Genomic DNA, 15,047 nt, shown 5'->3' on the forward strand with positions numbered 1-15,047 from the left:
TCGAAATATCATCCTTGCGGTCAAATTCCCTGGGCGCGGGCTCCGGGGTGACTGGGGGCCGTGATGCCGATCGGATTGAAACGCGCTTATGATCCACCCGCTTCCTCTGATGGCCTGCGCATCCTGGTCGATCGCCTATGGCCTCGGGGCCTGTCCAAGCCGGAGGCGCATATCGACATCTGGGCCAAGGATGTCGCCCCCAGCCCTGCCCTGCGGCAATGGTTCGGCCACGACCCGGCGAAATGGCAGGAATTTCAGGCCCGCTACGAAAGTGAACTCGCGCACAACAACGAGGCTGTCGTCGCGCTCCGCCGCCTGATCGGTGACAAGGTCGCCACCCTGATCTATGCCGCCAGGGATGCCGAACACACCCATGCGCTGGTAATCAGAGGAATACTGGAGCGCATGCGGGTCTAAGTACGACAATCCGCTTTGTTTTTCTTACCTTGCCTCGCAATACCCCTCATGCCCCTTGCGGGAGAAGGTCCCGGCAGGGGGATGAGGGGGAAATGCAGAGCGCCCAAGCAAACCAAAACACAAGATTGCACGGTGCCGCCACCTGTTCTCTTTCGAGGCAATGCGACCGGTTTCCTTCCTCTGAAACTTGCCTCTTGCCGCCTGCCCGGTCAAAAGAGCCGGTGAGGCTTTCATGCGTCCGGCGATTCTGACCCCCCTGTTCGCTTCCGTCTCATCCCTGCCAGGGATCGGGCCGAAGCTGGTGAAGCTGCTCACCCGCCTCCTCGGAGGCGCGGAGCCGGTTGGGGCGCGGGTCGTCGATGCCCTGTTCCACCTGCCGGCCAATGTGCTCGATCGCCGCCGCCGCCCCAAATTGGCGGATGCGCCGATCGGCGAATTGGTAATGGTCGAAGTCGTGGTGGAACGCCACCGGGCCAGCGGCGGCAAAGGCCCCTATCGCGTTTATGTCCATGACGATACGGGGGACCTGACCCTCGTCTTCTTTGCAGCACAGACGAGTTGGATCGAGCATGCCCTGCCCGTCGGCGAGCGGCGATGGCTGAGCGGCAAGATCGAGCTGTTCGACGGTATGCGCCAGATGGTGCATCCCGATCGGATCGTCGATGAGGAAGGGCTTAAATCACTGCCTTTGGTCGAGCCAGTCTATCCGCTGACGGAGGGGCTCTATCCGCGCCAGATCCAGAAGGCAGCTCAGGAGGCTTTGGCGCGCACCCCCGAACTCGCCGAATGGCAGGACCCGGCCTGGCTCAAGGCCCAGCGCTGGCCGGGGTTCCGCGAGGCCCTGGCCGCATTGCATTCGCCGGAGACGCCCCAGGTTGTGGCGCCGGACTCAGCGCCCAGGCTACGACTTGCCTATGACGAACTCTTGGCCTCTCAGCTCGCCCTCGCCATGGTGCGTGCCCATAACAAGGCTCTGCCTGGACTGTCCGTCGCCGGAACGGGGAGCATCTCGGCCCGGATCGAGGCCGCCCTGCCCTTCAAGCTCACGGCGAGCCAGGTCACGGCGTTGGCCGACATTCGTGCCGATATGGCGGCTCCGACGCGCATGCTGCGGCTGCTGCAGGGCGATGTCGGTTCGGGCAAGACGGTGGTGGCGCTGCTCGCGATGGCGACCATGGTGGAAGGCGGCCGGCAGGCCGCGCTGATGGCGCCGACCGAGATCCTCGCCCGCCAGCACCTGGCCACCATCCAGCCCATTGCCGATGCCGCCGGTCTGCGCGTCGGCCTGATCACGGGGCGCGACAAGGCCCGCGAACGTACGCGCATGCAGGCCGCGCTCAAGGATGGCAGCATCGACATCGTGGTCGGCACCCATGCCCTGTTCCAGGAGGATGTCGAGTTTCACGATCTCGGTCTTGCCATCGTCGACGAGCAGCATCGCTTCGGCGTGCATCAACGCCTGGCTCTGAGCCGCAAGAATGCCGGCATCGACGTTCTGGTGATGACGGCCACGCCCATTCCACGCAGCCTGGTGCTGACCTATTTCGGCGACATGGACTCCTCCCAGCTCCGCGAAAAGCCGGCCGGGCGCAAGCCGGTCGACACGCGCCTGATCTCGCTGGAACGGCTCGACGAGGTGGTGAACGGGTTGGGGCGCCTGCTGCAGACCGGCGCACGGGCCTATTGGGTCTGTCCCCTCATCGCTGAATCCGAGACCCTCGATGTCGCAGCCGCCGAGGATCGCTATGCCCATCTCGTCTCGCTCTTCGGCGACAAGGTCGGCCTGCTGCATGGCCAGATGAAAGGTACGGCCAAGGACGAGGTGATGGCTCGGTTCGTGGCGGGCGATCTGCGTGTCCTGGTTTCGACCACCGTGATCGAAGTTGGTGTCAATGTGCCGGAGGCGACGGTGATGGTGGTGGAGCATGCCGAGCGCTTCGGCCTCGCCCAGCTCCATCAGCTCCGCGGGCGCATCGGGCGCGGTTCGGACAAGTCGACCTGCCTCCTGCTCTACAAGGGCCCGCTTGGGGAAATTTCCCGCAAACGGCTTGAGATCATGCGCGAGACAGAGGATGGCTTCCGCATTGCCGAGGAGGATCTGAAATTGCGCGGCGAAGGCGACGTGCTCGGCACGCGCCAGTCCGGCATGCCGGGCTTCCGGGTGGCCGATCTCGACAGCCATCGCCATCTGCTTGCCCCCGCCAATGACGATGCAAGGCTGGTGCTGGCCCGCGATCCGGAACTCGTCTCCCCTCGCGGCGTTGCTCTGCGGACCCTGCTCTATCTGTTCGAGCGCGATGAAGCCGTGCGCCTGCTGCGATCAGGATAGCGCAAGGGAAACTGGCGTGTATTCTACGGGTCATGCCAGCCTCTGCCCGGGGAATATCGCAATGACATCAGATGCCCATCTGGCCAACTTCGCCGAAGCCCAGGCCAGGACCCGGGCGAGCTATGACGAGATACCCTATGTTTCCCATGCCTTCCCGCAAACCCATCCGGCAAGGCTCGCCGCCACGGCCAGGCTGTTCGGTCTCGAAATGCCGCCGCTCGGCAAGATGCGCGTGCTCGAGATCGGCTGCGCCAGCGGCGGCAATCTCATTCCCCTGGCCGCCGCCTATCCCGAGGGGCGTTTTCTCGGGCTCGACCTCTCCGGCATCCAGATCGCCGACGGGCGCAAGCGGATCGAGGCGATCGGCCTGACCAACATCGAATTGCGCCAGCAGGACATCACCTTTTTCGACAATCCCGGCCACCGCTTCGATTTCATCCTCTGTCATGGCGTTTATTCCTGGGTGCCCGAACCCGTGCGTCATGCCATCCTCGACATCTGTTCGAAATATCTCGAATTCCAGGGCATCGCCTATGTCAGCTTCAACGTATTGCCGGGCTGGCGACCCAAGCAGATCCTGCGCGATGCCCTGATGGCGCATGTCGGCAAGGCCAGCAATCAGCGCGAGCGCATTTCCAAGGCGCGAGAGTTCATGGGGTTCCTGGCCGAACATGCCCCGCCCGGCCCCTATGGGGCTGCGGTCAAGGAAGGCGTTGCCCAGTTGCAAAAGGTTTCTGACGATTATCTGGCCCATGAGTTCCTGGAACTCGAGAATGCGCCGTGCTCGTTCCACGACTTCATGTATGCGGCCGGACGGCATCAGCTTGCTTATCTCGGCGAGAGCGATGTTCACATGATGGTCCCGGAAAACTTCGGCGCCGAAGCGGCGAAGGCCTTGAGAATGCTGGGTGGCAACACCCTGATCGAGACCGAGAACTACATCGACGTCCTGACCGGGCGCACCTTCCGCCAGACACTATTGATCCCGCCGGCCCGGGCCGCGGCGACAAAACGCAATATCGATGCGGAGCGGATCGAGGATCTGCATCTCATTGCCGATATCGCTCAGGTTCCCTCAAGCGAGCCTGACATGCCCTACTGCTTCGAAAACCGCATGGGCCGGCAGATCCGCACACGGGTGGAAGTCGTGCGTAAAGCCTATCAGTTGATTGCCGCGAGACGTCCGGCAACCTCGAACTATCGGCAGCTGGTTGCCGATATCGAGGCGACCGACCAGAAAAAGCTCACGCCGCAGGAAAAAAGCGAGATTCGCGGCGCCCTTCTCCAGGGGGTTCTTTCAGGGCTGACGACTGCTTCGACCGAGGCAGTGGCAGTCGGCGCGGCTGAAGCCGACCGTCCCAGGGCGACCATGCTCGCGCGCAGGGATGCCGCCAGCGGCCGTACGCGCACGGTGAACCGACGCCACGAGAATTTCGATCTCGGCGTGGTGGCGCAGCATGTCGTGCCGGTGATGGACGGCTCGCTGACCCGCAGGCAGTTGCTCGATCACCTCAAGGCAAAGGCGGCCGAGGATACTCTCCATTTCCAACGCAACGGCCAGCGTGTCCGCGATGAGGCCGATATCGCAGCCTGCGCCCAGGAACACCTTACGGCCATGCTCGACACGGCCTGGAACAATGCCCTGATCGAGCCCTGAAGCAAGGGTGGCAGCAAGCTCAGCTTGGCCGTAATTCTTCTGAGACGGTCAATGTCTCGGGCTGGATCAGGCCGGCTGAGATCACCAGCTTGGTGGCCTGCTCGACGCTGATGGGCAACTCGATCACCTTGGCCTTCGGCAGCAGGAAGAAGAATCCTGTCGTCGGGTTGGGGGCGCAGGGCATGAACACCGAAACCCAGGCTTCGCCATTGCCGCCGGGTAGCCTCTCCTCCACCACCGGGCTCGGTTCGGCGGAAATGAAGACGATCGACCAAGCCCCCTGGGGGAACTCGACCAGCCCTACTTTCCGGAACGAGGTTCCGGATTGCGAGAAGATCGTCGAGAACACCTGCTTGAGAGCCTTGTAGATGCCGCGCACCACCGGCGTGCGGTCGAGCAGCTTCTCGCCGAGGCGCACCAGGGTACGGCCCACCAGATTGGCGGTGAAGAAGCCGATCAGGGTAAGGCCGATGATCGCCACGACCAGGCCGAAGCCCGGGATCTGAAAAGGGAGGTAGGTCTCAGGCAGGTAACGCTCGGGAATGAACGGCTTGACCCAGCCGTCGACCCACTGAATGAAGGTCCAGATCAGGTATAGCGTGATCGCGACCGGCCCGGTGACCACCAGGCCGGTGAGAAAGTAGCTGTGCAAACCGCCAAACCTGCTGACCCGTTGAGGCGGACCGGAAGGTGTCACCGTGTGGGGAGGCGTATCTCGTACCATGTCACGCTTCTAGCACGCCCTTGTCACCGCCTGTCGATGCAAATTTGTGCAACCGGTCCAATCGGGCAGCGTCCACGAGTATTCCTACTCGACGGTGACGCTCTTGGCCAGATTACGCGGCTGGTCGACGTCGGTGCCGATGATCACAGCAGTGTGATAGGCGAGAAGTTGAATCGGAATGGAGTAGACCAGCGGCGTCAGGATCGTGGGCATCGATGGCAGGATGATCGTCTTCAGCGTCGTCATCGCGGCCGCCGCCGCCCCCGCCTCATCGGTCATCAGAATGATGCGGCCGCCGCGCGCGGCGACTTCCTGCATATTCGAGACGGTCTTTTCGAAGATCGTGTCGAAGGGCGCGATCACCACTACCGGCATGGTCTCGTCGATCAGGGCAATCGGGCCATGCTTGAGTTCGCCCGCTGCATAACCTTCCGCGTGTATGTAGCTGATTTCCTTGAGCTTCAACGCGCCTTCCAAGGAGAGAGGAAAGCTGGTGCCGCGGCCGAGATAGAGGACGTCCTTGGCCTTGGCGAGGTCCCTGGAAAACGTCTCGATCTCGTGCTCGAGCCGAAGCGCCTCGGCCATCAGGCGCGGCGCCTCGATCAAAGCGTGCACGAGTTCGCTTTCTTCCTCTGCCGACAGCACACCGCGTGCCTTACCGGCACCGATCGCGAGTCCCGCCAGGGCTGCGAGCTGGCAGGTGAAGGCCTTGGTCGAAGCGACCCCGATCTCCGGGCCGGCCAAAGTGCGCACCATCACCGAGGCCTCGCGCGCGATGGTCGAGGTTGGCACGTTGACGATGGCGAGCGTGTGCTGGCCCTGTTCTTTGCAGTAGCGCAAGGCCGCGAGCGTATCGGCCGTCTCGCCGGATTGAGACACGAAGATCGATAGGCCGCCCTTGTCGAGGGGCGCTTCGCGGTAGCGGAACTCGGAGGCTATATCGACTTCGACCGGCAGACGGGCGTAACGCTCGAACCAGTATTTGGCGATCATGCCGGCGAAAGATGCCGTACCGCAGGCCGATATGGTGACGCGGCCGAGCGCCGCCCAATCGAAAGGCAGATTCTCAGGCAGTCGGATCGTCTCGCCGACCATGTCGATGAAGGAGGCCAGCGTATGGGAAACCACTTCCGGCTGTTCATGGATTTCCTTGGCCATGAAATGCCGGTGGTTGCCCTTGTCGACGATGGTGGCCGAGGCCTGCGATTTCTGGATCGGGCGGTGAACGCGCTTGAAGGACGCATCGAAGATGGTCGCCGAGCCACGCGTCAAGGCAACGCTGTCGCCGTCTTCGAGATAGGCGATGGTGTTGGTGAAGGGAGCCAGCGCAATGGCATCCGAGCCGAGGAACATCTCGCCCTCGCCATAGCCGATCGCCAGCGGAGAGCCCAGGCGCGCGCCGATGAGGAGGTCGTCCTGGCCAGCAAAGAGAAAGCCCAGCGAGAACGCGCCGCGCAGGCGCCTGAGGCTGGCATGCACTGCCTCGATCGGCGGCAGGCCACGATCGAGCTCGCGATTGACGAGATGGGCCACCACCTCCGTATCGGTCTCGCTCCGGAAGCGGGCGCCCTCGGCGCTCAGTTCCTCGCGCAGCTCACGAAAATTCTCGATGATGCCGTTGTGGACCACCGCGACTCGGGCCGTGGCGTGCGGATGCGCGTTCTCTTCGGTCGGCCTGCCATGGGTTGCCCACCGCGTATGCCCGATACCGATCATGCCGGCGAGCGGATCGCGATCAAGCTTGCCTTCGAGATTGCGCAGCTTGCCTTCGGCCCGGCGGCGCGTAATGGCTCCGTCTTCCAGCGTGGCGATACCGGCAGAGTCGTAGCCGCGATATTCCAAGCGCCGCAGGGCGTCCACCAAGGGTAGCGCAACCGCTTCCCTACCCAGAATACCGACAATGCCGCACATACGCCCTACCCTTCATCGATTCGAGACAAACTCTAGACGGGAGGGATTTAGGGCTTCGTGAATGCGCTGAGAAATCAAAATGCCTGACGGTTTGTGACAGAGAGCCTCAGCCCGTCACGACCGTCCGGAAATGCGCTCGATCTCCTGGCTGACCAGGCGCTCGACCAGAGACGGCAGATGGGCATCGAGCCAGGTCTGCAGCATGGGTCTCAGCATCTCCTGCACGACATCTTCGATCGTTCGCGCGTTCTTGGAAAATACCGTGTGATTGAGGGAGGCGAAGGCGGAAGCTGCCTCGGATTGAGGCTCCGCCGAGAGCAGGCCGCCGGCGCCCCGCTCCGGACTGGCCGGGCTGGCGGGTGAAGCCGGTTCTTCCCGGGGGAGAGCGGCCGGACCTGGCAGATCAGCCAGCGAAGAAGCCTCCGGGGTGGAACGGCGTCCAGGCTTTGCCGGTGGATCGTCGGAGATGATGCGCCGAATGGAAGTGAGAATCTCGTCCATCGAGGGTTCCTTGAGGGTACGAGGCGGATCTGCCCGCGTAGGTGACGACATCGGGCGACTCCTTCCACATCGAGCGCGCCCTGCCCCCATGGCGCGCTGGAGCAAAATGCAATGTCTTCGAAGCGCGCTTGGCGCCGGCTCATCGTTTCGAGCTGTCTTGGCGATTCTCGACGATTCCATCCAAGCGCGAAACGCTTTGGCGGCACTTCAAGCAAGAACGCCCTCCGATCGCAAGGATGCGGAGGGCGCTGCCATCATCTTCCTGTGGGCAGGCGCCGCTTAGCGCCCATCCGGAATGTCGGTGCCGATCCACTTGTCACGCACCTGATCGTAATGCGTGGTGGGATCGTAACGGGCAACCTTGAGGCCGAGCGCCGAGGCGTTGAGCTTGCCGACGGTCGACAGCACGGTATAGGCCGCCACGATCTGGTCGCGCTGCGCCTGGATGAGGCTGGCCCGCGCCTGCAAGAGCAATTGCTGCTGCTGCAGCACGTCGAAGGTGGTGCGCTGGCCGACCTTGGCTTCCTCACGCACGCCGGCGAGGGCCACGCCCTGCGCATTGACGGCGGCCTGGAAGGCCTGGATTTCGCCGCGGGCGCCGTCCAGGGAGCCCCAGGCCTGGATGACGTTGGAGCGTACCAATTCACGATTGACGTCGACCTGGATGCGCGCCTGGCCGAGCAGCTCCTTGGCCTGGCGGATCTTGGAATAGTCACCGCCGCCCGAATAGATCGGCACGGTGAGGAAGGCACCGATCGCGGCCGAGGTGCCCATCTTTGCGCCGGATGGCTCATAATTGTGTGAGATCGTGCCCTGGGCGTTCAAGCTGGGATAAAGTGCACCCTCGGCGACCTTCACCTGCATGGCGGCCTGGTCGACAGCATGAAGCGCGGCCGTGATGCCAGGATGGTTGGCAAGCCCGGCCTGGATTGCGGCGTTCTGGTTCCTCGGCAGCGAGCGCGGCACCTTGACCGGCTGCAGCTTCTTGGGCTGGGAGCCGATGATCTGCCGATAGATGGCGACCGACGATTTGAGCTGAGCATCGGCGGCGACCCGCTGGGACTGCGCGCTCGCCAAACTGGAATTGGCCTGCTCGACGTCGGTACGCGTCACTTCGCCGACATTGAAACGATCCTTGGTCTGTTTGAGCTGCTCCTCGAGCACCTCGACATTGTTCTTCTGCAAATTGAGCAGAGCTGCGTCGCGCAACACATTCATATAGGCCGTTACGGCGTTGAGGAGTACCGACTGCTCGGTGTCACGCAACGTCTCGCGCTGGCTGAGCACGCCCGATTCTGCGGCGCGTACCGAATTCGCGGTCTGGAAGCCGTTGAACAGATTCTGCGTTACTGTGATGTCGGCGCCGCGCGGAAATCGGGTGTCGTTGGACCGTCTCCCCTGCAGAGACTTGGTGAAATCCCGTTCGGCACTGATGCTCGCCGAAGCCGAAACGTTCGGCCTGTAACCACTGAGCGCCTGCGAGACCGTTTCGTCATTGGCCCGGGTGCCGGCACGTTGGGCATTCAAGGTGGGGTTGGCCGCATAGGCTTGCGCAAGGGCCGATTGCAGCGATTGAGCTTGTGCTCCGCCCATGAAGAAAACAAGCGAAGCACTTGCAGCCAATAACGAAAATACGCTTACAGTTTTCATGACTCGACCCGACCCAAATCAAAAGAGGCAGACAAACCGCCATATTTTTTAAAAAAATAGCCTGTCGGGCAGCTTTCACCAACAACTGATTTCGGCTGCCCAGAGATAAATCCGAGGTTGAAGCAAAAAAGAGACAGTGAACCCCGGGTTCGGTTAATTGCTGGTTAATTTTCTCCTAAGATGCTGTTTTGATGGTCAGAATGAAAAGGCGGGCGCCTTGGCGAAGGCTGCCAGGGCCGGTACGGAGGCGTCGAAGGCGATGCGTCCGGTATGATCCGATCCGACCTTGACGAAGACGGTGGCGCGTCCGGGACGGCCATGGCCGACCACGGCGATGAGGCGACCGCCCTCCTTGAGCGAGGCGAACAAGGCGGGCGGAATGTCTTCGGCGGCGCCTTCGATCAGGATCACGTCATAAGGTCCGGAACCAGCCACTCCCTGCTCGAGCGGGCCGGTCACTACCGTCACATTGGGGTAGGATGCCAGCGCAGTCTTCGCCGAAGCGGCAAGCCCCTCATCGCTCTCCAGTGCCACCACTTTCTCGGCGAGTTCTGCGAGAATCGCTGACGAATAGCCCGTCGCCGTGCCGATATCGAGCACGGTGTCGGTGGATTTGATGCCGGCGGCCTGGATGAGCTTGGCCAGATACATCGGCTGAATGAGATAGCGCTGGCCGGCCTCGCCGCCCACTGCCAGATCGGCATCGAGATAAGCCAAGGGCTGCTTGGAGGCCGGCACGAAAGTCTCGCGGGGAACGGTAAGGAAGGCATCCACGACGCGCGCCTCGGTCACGTCATTGGTGCGAATCTGGCAATCCACCATGGTGCGGCGCGCTTGGATGAAGTCGGTCATCGCTCGATATCTCTGTTTGTCACAGCGTTGTTTGCGGCATGGCCTCGCAAAAGGCAAGAAGGCTGGCCTTGCAGCGAGATGGGAGGCTTCAGTTTTACAGCCTGCAATCCGCATTCACGGAAATATTGCTTCGGTTGAGAAAACCGGTTGAACGCGTGAGGCTTGCTTGTTATAGCGCCTGCCTCCGCTTTGTCCTGCACAGCGCGACAATGGATGGCCACGTGGCGGAGTGGTTACGCAGAGGACTGCAAATCCTTGCACCCCGGTTCGATTCCGGGCGTGGCCTCCACTTTTCCTGATGCATCGGAACGCCCTGTCTGGGCCGCTGGCAATAATGACGGCGGAATGGATGTGTCCGTTGTTCGATTGTGCCTTGCACCAGTTCGGCACGATGTTCGTGGTTCGGGCGATTCTCGCCCGCTTCCCTTTCTTCCTTGCGGCGCGAGATTTTCCCGAGATGGGCTGGGTCCTTCGTCGTGGAAGAAAACAGGAGGCCCGGAGGGCAGATTTGCAGGATCGCCTTCCGAGCCTCCCTGCTCGATCAGCAGGGGCCCCGGCTGAGAGCGTCTGAAGCCTAAGACGCACCCAGACGCCCGGCAATTTGGCTATGGGGCTTACCCCTCAATGACAGTGCGACGCAGTCTGTGCGAGGGCGACCGTTTTCGGCGCCCGGGGCGGCAAGAGCCGGATCGATTCGCGATCCACCCTCGTCGCAGGGACGCGGTGGCGAGCAATGCTGCACCTGCTGACATCCAAATGACGCCTACGCGCGATATGGTGCACTGGCGGGGGCGACATGGGCGATCTGGAATACCCAATTCTGGTCGAGCCGCGGTCCGTTGCGGATGGAGGCGGCTTTGCCGCAATAGTCCCTGATCTTCCCGGCTGCATGAGCAATGGCGAGACCCCTGAGGGCGCGGTCGCCAAGGCGAAGGACGCAATCCAGGCCTGGATCGAGAATTCACGCAGGCTTGGCCGTGCCATTCCCAGGCCATCGCGCCATCATGTGGCGATTTGGGCGGCTCTCAAGACGGCCTAGCCGGGAGTGTGATGCCCAAGGCAGATCGCAAGGAACGGTGATCAGTCGTCACCGTCGCCTTCGTCATCGCCATTGTTGTAGTAATAGGGGCGCTGATAGCGGCGGTCGTAGCCCGGCTGATCATCGTCATAACGGTAATACCGGCGCGTGCGTTGATAGTTCTCGCTATAGGGATCCTGACCCGGGTGTCTCTTGAGGTAGTGGCTCGGCTTGCAGACGCCATGGCCGGTGACCCTATAGCCGGGCGGGCACGGTGGATAATATTGGACCTGCAGGGCCGACGAGACATTCGGGGTGGCCAAAGGCGCCGATACTGAAGCACTGGCTGCCGATGAAAAGGCAATACCAGCGCCTGCCAAGACGCCGACGAGGACCGATCGGGACATAGGGTATCTCCCTGCTACTCTTCGCGCAAAAGTAGTGGGAGTAGACTGAATGCCGCCTGAATGATCGGCCGGAGGAGCCACGGCGACGAATTCTCCCTCGCGGCTTGGCGCAGTTCAGGCAGCCTGAAACGACTGCGAATATCAAGGGCCATAGCTGCGTCCCCTGCCCTGTCGCGTCTTGCCGGAAGCTGACGAAACAATTCTTGCGAGCGGAAGGCAAACGTCGCCTGCCGGGGCTTGCAAGCGATGGCTACCAGGCAAGGACACCGGCCGATCTCGGCGTAGCCTATCGTGATTCTCGTGGCGCCTGCGCCACGAGGGGATTTCCGTTGCCACATTCAATCGACAGAATTGCCGAGCCCGAAAGAGCTTCCGGTCTTCAGCGAATGACACAGTACAGCGGTACTTTCAGTGTGCTCGCGATGAAATGGAGGCAATGGTTGCGCATCACCTGCGTATCGTCGTCGACCATCTGGGCCCGAATGGCCGCCCCCGCCGACTGGGCCACACGCTGCTTGAAATCCTGGTCGGTTTCTTCGAGAGCCCGGGCCATTGCCCCCAGCAAAGCATACAGGCTCTCGATTTCGACCTGTAGTGCCTGCGCCTTTTGTTGCAGCGTGCTGAAGTCATCCACCATCGGATACCTCCCCCTTTTTTATCATTAGGCGACCACGCTCGTGATCGGCGCGTGATAGCCAGGCACCTCAAGCGAGAGAGACGAAACGGCGGCAGCCTGCTTCTGTGGTGGCAGGTAGGAGCCCTCGCAAGCCTGATGCAGCATGATACCGCCATTTCGGCTCTGCGTCATGCCAAACACCAGCTGGCGCGCCATGATTCCATGGACGGCATGCCGTTCGGTGACCTTGGATGAGAGTCTGTTAACGCAAGCCGGTCCATTGATCGCGACCGTCGGCCTTCCGGCCGGCCGCCGTTTGATTCGACCGGCGCGGCCAGCCAAGGGAACACGGTGCATGACGGATGCCAATGACAGCTACTATCCGCTCGGTCGGGATCGAGCTCCCAACGAAGTCGACCGTCAGCAGGAATGGCTGACGCGCAACCGCGACAAGCCGGGTGTGCCGACACGGAGCGATCTCGATGTGCTCGAGGCGAGCGAGCTGGAAATCAAGATCTGCCCTTGCCATGCGGCGCCGGATCAGCCCTATGCCCTCTATCTGGAAGTGTTTGCCTTCGAACTCTTCCTCGGCCAGATCAAGCTGGCCGATTTCCTTGCCCGCGCTTGTGCCGTCGAAGGGAATGAAGACCTCGAGCAGATTTCCCGCCGAGATCGGCTGGTTGCGCTCAAGGAACTTCAACGGGTCGTCAATCACCTGGTTGTTGTCGAGGAAACGCGCGTGGTAGCCGGCCACGCCTGAAGCGCTGACGGAATCAGCGATCCTCCACCGGGCGTGGCTGACGCCGGCGCCCCCACCAGACCGCGAGCTTGCGGCGGTGACGCCGTACCAGCGCAATATCGATCGACAGAATCAGCAGGCCGAGCGGAATCATCCAGAAGCCCAGAATCGGCAGGAAGCCCAGAAAACCGCCGATCACCAGCAGAACACCCAGAATCACTCGCAGGCTTCGCGAGGCCGGCAGATGAAAATGTCGTCCGGCGAGTTTCACCTTTGGACGATTGATCTGTTCGTTGGGTGCCAAAAAGCCCTCCAGACGGTCAAAACCGGACCTTTGATCCGGTTGTGTTCCCTTACCCTTAGATATTAATCCGAAAAGAAGATGCAATCAGGGCAGGATAGGCCTTGGCAAGTGAGTTTCTTGGAGCTATACACCCGCTCCACCGGGGGACACCCTCTGTTCCGCGATAGCTCAGCCGGTAGAGCAAGCGACTGTTAATCGCTGGGTCGCAGGTTCGAGTCCTGCTCGCGGAGCCATTCTCCTTCTCCTACACCATGTGACGGCTGAACACCCCAATCGCGCAGTGCGTGCGATATGGATGTTTGGCGCGAAATCCCCGCATGACCTCCCGTCCGGTCGCGGAGTGGCGGAAACCGGCCACCGGCCGGTCTCCGGCGGAGAGGATCAAGCCCGCTTCAGGTCGTTTGTCCTCCGTCCACTGTCAGAATGGCGCCTGTGACGTGTCGCGCCGAAGGGCTTGCCAGAAAGGCGACGGCAGCGGCGACGTCCTGCGGCGCACCGTAGCGTCCAAGCGGGCTCAGGCTACGCTGGAAATCGGACGATTCACCATTGGATGGGTTCATGTCGGTATCGGTCGAGCCTGGCTGGACCAGATTGACCGTGACATCGCGCGGCCCGAGCTCCTGGGCAAGGCCGCGCGTGAACGAGTGTAAAGCAGACTTGGTCATGTAGTAGAAGGTGCCGGGATGTCCGACGATGCGTTCGGCACCGGCGGACCCGATCGTGACGATGCGCCCGCCTGCGCCGAGATGCGGAATGGCGGCTTGCGCCGCGAGCACAGGTCCACGCACATTGACCTCGAGCATCGCATCGATCGACTCGACGCTGATCTCGGCCGTGGAGGCATAAAGGGCAATCGCGGCGTTGTTGACGAGGATGTCGAGGCCGCCCAACACCCTTGCCGCTTCATCGACGGAGCGCTTGACCGCCCCCGGATCGGCGCTGTCTGCCTGAATCGCAACGGCCTTGCGCCCCTTCCCTTCGATTTCCCGAACGACTTCGGCAGCCCGATCGGCGGCCTTTTCGTAGGTGAGGGCTACATCCGCCCCCTTCTCCGCGAGAGCGATTGCAATCGCAGCACCGATGCCGCGCGACCCACCCGTTACGAGCGCGCGCTTTCCAGACAGTTCCGTCATGGCCTCAGCCTTTTTCTAGTGATCGATACAGAAAGGCTAAAAGTGTTGTCGCTGCGGGTCAATATGATTATATAGCGATCGATGCAAAATTCTGAACCGAAGCCCGAGACCGGCGTTGCAACGGGGCCTGTGCGCGGGCGACCGCGTGCGTTCGATCGGACCGCAGCGCTGGAGCAAGCGACCCGGCTGTTCTGGTGCAAGGGGTTCGAAGCGACCTCCATCGCCGATCTGACGCAGGCGATGGGTATCGGCGCTCCCAGCCTCTACGCCGCTTTCCAGTCCAAGGAAGCGCTTTATGCAGAAGCGCTGCGGCACTATGCCGAGACCAACGAGAGTTATGTTTGGGCGGGGTTTCAGTCGGCTGCGACCGCGCGCGATGCTGTCCGGTCCATCCTCGCGGACTCGGCCGCGGCACTGACCGGTTGCGTCGCGGATATCCCTCGCGGTTGCATGGTGACGCTGTCCTCGGTCGGCAGCGAAGGTCATGCGGAACTCGGGGAGCTGGTCAGGTCCGCGCGCGCCGTCACGCTCGAACGGCTATTGGCCCGCTTCAGCCGGGCGGTGGCGGATGGTGAAATCCCGGTATCAACCGATCTTCACGCGCTCGCCCGCTTCGTGCAGACCGTTCAGAACGGCATGTCGATCCTGGCCCGCGATGGGGTGAGCTGCGCAGAGCTGGAGGCGGTGGCGGATGTCGCCATGGCGGGATGGGACGTCCGAACCGCCAAAGCCGAAGTCGAGGGCGGCTGATCCCCTCGAAGGGCTCGGTTGACGATTAAATCTCATGCG

16 protein-coding genes and 2 tRNA genes are annotated in these 15,047 nt (G+C 62.2%); 8 read left to right on the top strand and 10 right to left on the bottom strand.

The annotated features are described in order from the left end of the window. Nucleotides 1-63: 63 nt before the first annotated feature. The 3 genes from ACTJKX_RS05450 (at nt 64) to ACTJKX_RS05460 (ending at nt 4,403) form a co-directional block, all read left to right on the top strand. The gene (locus ACTJKX_RS05450; RefSeq protein WP_311936144.1) at nt 64-417 is read left to right on the top strand and encodes a DUF488 domain-containing protein; all 354 of its coding nucleotides are present in this window, start codon (nt 64-66) and stop codon (nt 415-417) included. A gap of 232 nt (nt 418-649) precedes the next feature. Beyond that, nucleotides 650-2,746 carry an ATP-dependent DNA helicase RecG gene (recG, locus tag ACTJKX_RS05455; RefSeq protein WP_440724619.1) on the top strand — a complete coding sequence of 699 codons (2,097 nt, stop codon included), beginning with the start codon at nt 650-652 and terminating at the stop codon, nt 2,744-2,746. A 61-nt stretch (nt 2,747-2,807) separates the two neighbouring features. Further along, the gene (locus ACTJKX_RS05460) at nt 2,808-4,403 is read left to right on the top strand and encodes a methyltransferase regulatory domain-containing protein (protein WP_440724620.1); all 1,596 of its coding nucleotides are present in this window, start codon (nt 2,808-2,810) and stop codon (nt 4,401-4,403) included. A 19-nt stretch (nt 4,404-4,422) separates the two neighbouring features. On the opposite strand, the gene ACTJKX_RS05465 is transcribed toward ACTJKX_RS05460, so the two are convergent. The 5 genes from ACTJKX_RS05465 to ACTJKX_RS05485 form a co-directional block, all read right to left on the bottom strand. Continuing rightward, entirely contained in the window at nt 4,423-5,055 is a 633-nt protein-coding gene (locus ACTJKX_RS05465) for a DUF502 domain-containing protein (protein WP_311936150.1), read from the bottom strand. A 156-nt stretch (nt 5,056-5,211) separates the two neighbouring features. Then, nucleotides 5,212-7,038 (bottom strand): glutamine--fructose-6-phosphate transaminase (isomerizing), encoded by a 1,827-nt coding sequence (glmS, locus tag ACTJKX_RS05470; RefSeq protein WP_440724621.1) that lies wholly within the window; start codon nt 7,036-7,038, stop codon nt 5,212-5,214. A gap of 114 nt (nt 7,039-7,152) precedes the next feature. Beyond that, entirely contained in the window at nt 7,153-7,590 is a 438-nt protein-coding gene (locus ACTJKX_RS05475; RefSeq protein WP_440724622.1) for a PopZ family protein, read from the bottom strand. Between the two features lie 228 nt (nt 7,591-7,818). Beyond that, nucleotides 7,819-9,132: a TolC family outer membrane protein gene (locus tag ACTJKX_RS05480; RefSeq protein WP_311936156.1), complete on the bottom strand. Its 1,314-nt coding sequence runs from the start codon at nt 9,130-9,132 to the stop codon at nt 7,819-7,821. Nucleotides 9,133-9,384: 252 nt separating this feature from the next. Further along, nucleotides 9,385-10,041, bottom strand: coding sequence for a protein-L-isoaspartate O-methyltransferase family protein (locus tag ACTJKX_RS05485; protein WP_440724623.1), 657 nt, complete (start codon nt 10,039-10,041; stop codon nt 9,385-9,387). A 215-nt stretch (nt 10,042-10,256) separates the two neighbouring features. Here ACTJKX_RS05485 and ACTJKX_RS05490 point away from each other — a divergent pair. Then, a tRNA-Cys gene (locus tag ACTJKX_RS05490) sits at nt 10,257-10,330 on the top strand. A 507-nt stretch (nt 10,331-10,837) separates the two neighbouring features. Continuing rightward, nucleotides 10,838-11,080, top strand: a complete 243-nt coding sequence (locus ACTJKX_RS05495) for a type II toxin-antitoxin system HicB family antitoxin (protein WP_440724624.1) — start codon at nt 10,838-10,840, stop codon at nt 11,078-11,080. A gap of 41 nt (nt 11,081-11,121) precedes the next feature. On the opposite strand, the gene ACTJKX_RS05500 is transcribed toward ACTJKX_RS05495, so the two are convergent. The 3 genes from ACTJKX_RS05500 to ACTJKX_RS05510 form a co-directional block, all read right to left on the bottom strand. Then, a complete protein-coding gene (locus ACTJKX_RS05500) occupies nt 11,122-11,466 on the bottom strand; it encodes a hypothetical protein (protein WP_440724625.1) in 345 nt (114 codons plus the stop codon). Nucleotides 11,467-11,845: 379 nt separating this feature from the next. Then, complete coding sequence (locus ACTJKX_RS05505) at nt 11,846-12,103, bottom strand: hypothetical protein (protein ID WP_311936165.1); 258 nt, start codon at nt 12,101-12,103, stop codon at nt 11,846-11,848. A 24-nt stretch (nt 12,104-12,127) separates the two neighbouring features. Further along, entirely contained in the window at nt 12,128-12,274 is a 147-nt protein-coding gene (locus ACTJKX_RS05510; protein WP_440724626.1) for a hypothetical protein, read from the bottom strand. Between ACTJKX_RS05510 and ACTJKX_RS05515 the strand changes: the two genes are divergently transcribed. Beyond that, nucleotides 12,273-12,842, top strand: coding sequence for a hypothetical protein (locus ACTJKX_RS05515; RefSeq protein ID WP_440724627.1), 570 nt, complete (start codon nt 12,273-12,275; stop codon nt 12,840-12,842). The genes ACTJKX_RS05510 and ACTJKX_RS05515 overlap by 2 nt on opposite strands. A gap of 13 nt (nt 12,843-12,855) precedes the next feature. Here ACTJKX_RS05515 and ACTJKX_RS05520 read toward each other — a convergent pair whose 3' ends face one another. Next, nucleotides 12,856-13,125, bottom strand: coding sequence for a hypothetical protein (locus ACTJKX_RS05520; RefSeq protein WP_311936171.1), 270 nt, complete (start codon nt 13,123-13,125; stop codon nt 12,856-12,858). Between the two features lie 157 nt (nt 13,126-13,282). Between ACTJKX_RS05520 and ACTJKX_RS05525 the strand changes: the two genes are divergently transcribed. Further along, nucleotides 13,283-13,358 (top strand) — tRNA-Asn (locus ACTJKX_RS05525). A 159-nt stretch (nt 13,359-13,517) separates the two neighbouring features. Here the strand turns inward: ACTJKX_RS05525 and ACTJKX_RS05530 are convergent. After that, nucleotides 13,518-14,258, bottom strand: a complete 741-nt coding sequence (locus ACTJKX_RS05530; RefSeq protein ID WP_311938490.1) for an SDR family NAD(P)-dependent oxidoreductase — start codon at nt 14,256-14,258, stop codon at nt 13,518-13,520. Between the two features lie 81 nt (nt 14,259-14,339). Between ACTJKX_RS05530 and ACTJKX_RS05535 the strand changes: the two genes are divergently transcribed. Then, entirely contained in the window at nt 14,340-15,008 is a 669-nt protein-coding gene (locus tag ACTJKX_RS05535) for a TetR/AcrR family transcriptional regulator (protein WP_394308944.1), read from the top strand. The last annotated feature ends 39 nt before the right edge of the window (nt 15,009-15,047 follow it).

Source organism: Labrys sp. 22185 (assembly GCF_052045555.1).
GTDB classification, from domain to species: Bacteria; Pseudomonadota; Alphaproteobacteria; order Rhizobiales; family Labraceae; genus Labrys; species Labrys neptuniae.

Coding starts and splice junctions, on each gene's coding strand:
- ACTJKX_RS05450 (WP_311936144.1), top strand. CDS start 64: ATGCCGATCGGATTGAAACGCGCTTATGATCCACCCGCTTCCTCTGAT.
- recG (WP_440724619.1), top strand. CDS start 650: ATGCGTCCGGCGATTCTGACCCCCCTGTTCGCTTCCGTCTCATCCCTG.
- ACTJKX_RS05460 (WP_440724620.1), top strand. CDS start 2,808: ATGACATCAGATGCCCATCTGGCCAACTTCGCCGAAGCCCAGGCCAGG.
- glmS (WP_440724621.1), bottom strand. CDS start 7,038: ATGTGCGGCATTGTCGGTATTCTGGGTAGGGAAGCGGTTGCGCTACCC.
- ACTJKX_RS05475 (WP_440724622.1), bottom strand. CDS start 7,590: ATGTCGTCACCTACGCGGGCAGATCCGCCTCGTACCCTCAAGGAACCC.
- ACTJKX_RS05480 (WP_311936156.1), bottom strand. CDS start 9,132: ATGGGCGGAGCACAAGCTCAATCGCTGCAATCGGCCCTTGCGCAAGCC.
- ACTJKX_RS05485 (WP_440724623.1), bottom strand. CDS start 10,041: ATGACCGACTTCATCCAAGCGCGCCGCACCATGGTGGATTGCCAGATT.
- ACTJKX_RS05495 (WP_440724624.1), top strand. CDS start 10,838: ATGGGCGATCTGGAATACCCAATTCTGGTCGAGCCGCGGTCCGTTGCG.
- ACTJKX_RS05500 (WP_440724625.1), bottom strand. CDS start 11,466: ATGTCCCGATCGGTCCTCGTCGGCGTCTTGGCAGGCGCTGGTATTGCC.
- ACTJKX_RS05505 (WP_311936165.1), bottom strand. CDS start 12,103: ATGGTGGATGACTTCAGCACGCTGCAACAAAAGGCGCAGGCACTACAG.
- ACTJKX_RS05515 (WP_440724627.1), top strand. CDS start 12,273: ATGCCAAACACCAGCTGGCGCGCCATGATTCCATGGACGGCATGCCGT.
- ACTJKX_RS05510 (WP_440724626.1), bottom strand. CDS start 12,274: ATGACGCAGAGCCGAAATGGCGGTATCATGCTGCATCAGGCTTGCGAG.
- ACTJKX_RS05530 (WP_311938490.1), bottom strand. CDS start 14,258: ATGACGGAACTGTCTGGAAAGCGCGCGCTCGTAACGGGTGGGTCGCGC.
- ACTJKX_RS05535 (WP_394308944.1), top strand. CDS start 14,340: ATGCAAAATTCTGAACCGAAGCCCGAGACCGGCGTTGCAACGGGGCCT.